The sequence below is a fragment of the Microcella sp. genome (genome assembly GCF_030645145.1).
Taxonomy (GTDB): Bacteria; Actinomycetota; Actinomycetes; order Actinomycetales; family Microbacteriaceae; genus Microcella.
On the sequence record NZ_JAUSMI010000032.1, the window covers coordinates 1 to 2,414 of the forward strand.

Annotated in this window: 4 protein-coding genes and 1 pseudogene; 2 read left to right on the forward strand and 3 right to left on the reverse strand. The window is 72.1% G+C overall.

Annotation, left to right across the window (positions count from 1 at the left end):
* The 3 genes and pseudogenes from Q7T15_RS01950 to Q7T15_RS01955 form a co-directional block, all read right to left on the reverse strand.
* Positions 1-442 (reverse strand): E3 binding domain-containing protein (locus tag Q7T15_RS01950; protein ID WP_304692746.1); only part of this gene is annotated, 442 nt, incomplete at its 3' end.
* Positions 443-502: pseudogene (locus tag Q7T15_RS12315) on the reverse strand (hypothetical protein); the annotation flags it as partial.
* 82 nt (positions 503-584) lie between these two features.
* On the reverse strand, positions 585-1,109 hold the full coding sequence (locus Q7T15_RS01955) for a transketolase C-terminal domain-containing protein (protein WP_304692748.1): 525 nt from the start codon (positions 1,107-1,109) through the stop codon (positions 585-587).
* Positions 1,110-1,147: 38 nt separating this feature from the next.
* On the opposite strand from Q7T15_RS01955, the gene Q7T15_RS01960 reads away from it, so the two are divergent.
* Together Q7T15_RS01960 and Q7T15_RS01965 are read left to right on the forward strand one after the other, a co-directional pair.
* Positions 1,148-1,570, forward strand: a complete 423-nt coding sequence (locus Q7T15_RS01960) for a VOC family protein (RefSeq protein ID WP_304692750.1) — start codon at positions 1,148-1,150, stop codon at positions 1,568-1,570.
* Entirely contained in the window at positions 1,567-2,277 is a 711-nt protein-coding gene (locus Q7T15_RS01965) for a GntR family transcriptional regulator (RefSeq protein WP_304692751.1), read from the forward strand. Before Q7T15_RS01960 ends, Q7T15_RS01965 begins: the two co-directional genes overlap by 4 nt.
* Positions 2,278-2,414: the final 137 nt, after the last annotated feature.

A 2,414-nucleotide genomic window follows, 5' to 3' on the forward strand; every position in this document is an offset into this window, starting at 1 on the left:
CCGAGGGCGCGGCCGCGGGCTGCGCGCCGCCCCCGAGCAGCGCGGTGATGTCGCGGCGCACGATGCGGCCGTCGGGCCCGGAGCCCGTGACGCCCGCGAGGTCGATGCCGTGCTCGCGCGCGAGGCGGCGCACGAGCGGGCTCATGAAGCGGCGGCCGCCGTCGTTCGGGGCGGATGCCGGGGTCGGCTCCGCGACGGGGCCGGCTGCGCCGGCGGCGCTCGAGGCGGTCGCCGCGGCGTCCACGGCCGGGGCCGCGACCTCCTCGACCGGCGCGCCGGATTCGGGATCCGACGGGGCCGCCTGAGCGGCCCCGTCGGATTCCTCAGCGGCCGGAGCCGCTGCGGGGCTCGCGGGAAGTGCCACCTCCCCCGCTTCACCCACGATGGCGATGGGGGCGCCGACGTCGATCGAGCCGCCCTCCCCCACGAGAAGCTCGAGCACGGTGCCCGCGGTCTCGGCCGCGAACTCGACGACGGCCTTCTCGGTCTCGATCTCGGCGAACGGCTGGCCGACCGCGACCGCGTCGCCGGGGGCGACGAGCCACTTCTGGACGGCGGCCTCGGCATGCGGATGGTCGTCGACATCAGGCTGCTCCCCCCGCGTTGCGCCGCACGGTCTCGATCCCCTCGACGACCTCCTCGGTGCGGGCGATCGCCGCGCGCTCGAGGATGCGCGAGATGGACGGCGACGACTCGGCGCCGGTCACGCGCTGGACGGGCTGATCGAGCCAGTCGAACAGGCGCCGCTGGATCTCGTCGGCGAGCCATGCGCCGTAGGACGTGCCGCGGGCTCCCTGCTCGACGATGAGCACGGCGTTGGTCTTCTTCACGCTCGCCTCGATGGTCTCCCAGTCGAGCGAGGCCCGGTCGAGCCAGCGCAGGTCGATGAGCTCGGCATCCGCCCCCGTCTGCTCGATCGCCTCGGCGCAGTGCCTGACCATCGAGAGGTAGCTGATGACGGTCATCTCGCTGCCCTCGCGGCGGACGGCCGCGGTGCCCGGCGGGATGATGTAGTCGAGGTCCCCGTCGATGACCTCGTCCTTCTCGTTGTAGAGGTCGACGTGCTCGATGACGAGCACCGGGTCCTGCAGGGCGAGTGCGGCGTTCATGAGGCCGACGTAGTCCGCGGCCGACCGGCTGCGAGGTCGTGTACTCGCTCGGACCGTTCGAGCGCGACGACGACTGGATGACCGAGCACCTCAACGTGCACCCGCGGTCGGTCATGCGCGAGCTGCGCTTCTTCCGCTGCGGCCACGGGCCCAACTTCGAGGTGTTTCAGTGGGAGCCCGCCGACGGGCAGAGCCCGCAGCCCCGCAACAGCCACATCGGCGGGCATCACCTCGCCTTCTACGTCGACGACCTCAACACCGCGGTCGCCTACCTGCGCGCACGCGGCGTGCGCGTGCTCGGCGAGCCGACGGCGAGCTCGCGCGCTAGCGAGGGTCAGCGGTGGGTGTACTTCCTCTCGCCGTGGGGCATGCAGCTTGAGCTGGTGAGCTACCCGAACGGCAAGGCCTACGAGGCGAGCTCAGAGGTTCGGCTGTGGGACCCGAGGGATCCCTCGGCATGAGCGCAGCATCCGCCGCATCGTCGCCCGCGTCGCCGCCCACACCGGCGACGCGCGACGGCAACGCGAGCATGCGGGTCGCGGATGCCCTGCGCGACGCGATCGTGCGCGGCGAGTTCCCGCCCGGCAGCCGCATCCGCCAGGAGGAGATCGCCGAGAGGTTCGGGGCGAGTCGCGTGCCGGTGCGGGAGGCGCTCAAGATCCTCGAGGCCGACGGCATCATCACGCTGCGCGCCAACGCCGGCGCGTGGGTGTCGCGCTTGAGCCTCGCCGAGTGCGAAGAGGTCTACCAGACCCGCGAGCGCGTCGAGCCACTGCTGCTGCGCTACTCGGCCCCGCACCTGACGGCCGAGGCGCTCGACCACCTCGAGTCGCTCGCCGAGCGCATGGCGTCGACGACCGACGTCGAGGAGTTCCTGCGGCTCGACCGCGGGTTTCACTGGGGCACGTACGCCGGCGCCGAGACGCTCGTGCTCGGCGACCTCGTGCGCCGGCTCTGGAGCACGACGCAGCCATACCGCCGCGCGTACACGCTCATGATCGACGCGCACAGCCAGCGGATCGTGCACGACGAGCACCACATGCTCGTCACGGCGCTGCGCGACGCCGACCTCGACACCGCCGAGCACGTCATCGAGGGGCACATCCGTCGCACGCGGCGACTGCTCGCGAGCCACCCCGAGGTGTTCGCGGGCGGCGGGGCCGACTAGGTGTAGTGCCCAGGGACGTTGTTTGATCTGGCGTCCCTGACAGAGCGAGAACCTCCGGGCCAGAGTGGAGCTGTCTAAGTCACCGCTCTGAGCCCAGGAGGTTCTCGTGTCTCACGGTAATGCGGCCCTGACGCCGC

Bases quoted from the DNA above. Each gene is read 5' to 3' on its own strand.
- Q7T15_RS01955 (WP_304692748.1), bottom strand. From the start codon at position 1,109: ATGAACGCCGCACTCGCCCTGCAGGACCCGGTGCTCGTCATCGAGCAC.
- Q7T15_RS01965 (WP_304692751.1), top strand. From the start codon at position 1,567: ATGAGCGCAGCATCCGCCGCATCGTCGCCCGCGTCGCCGCCCACACCG.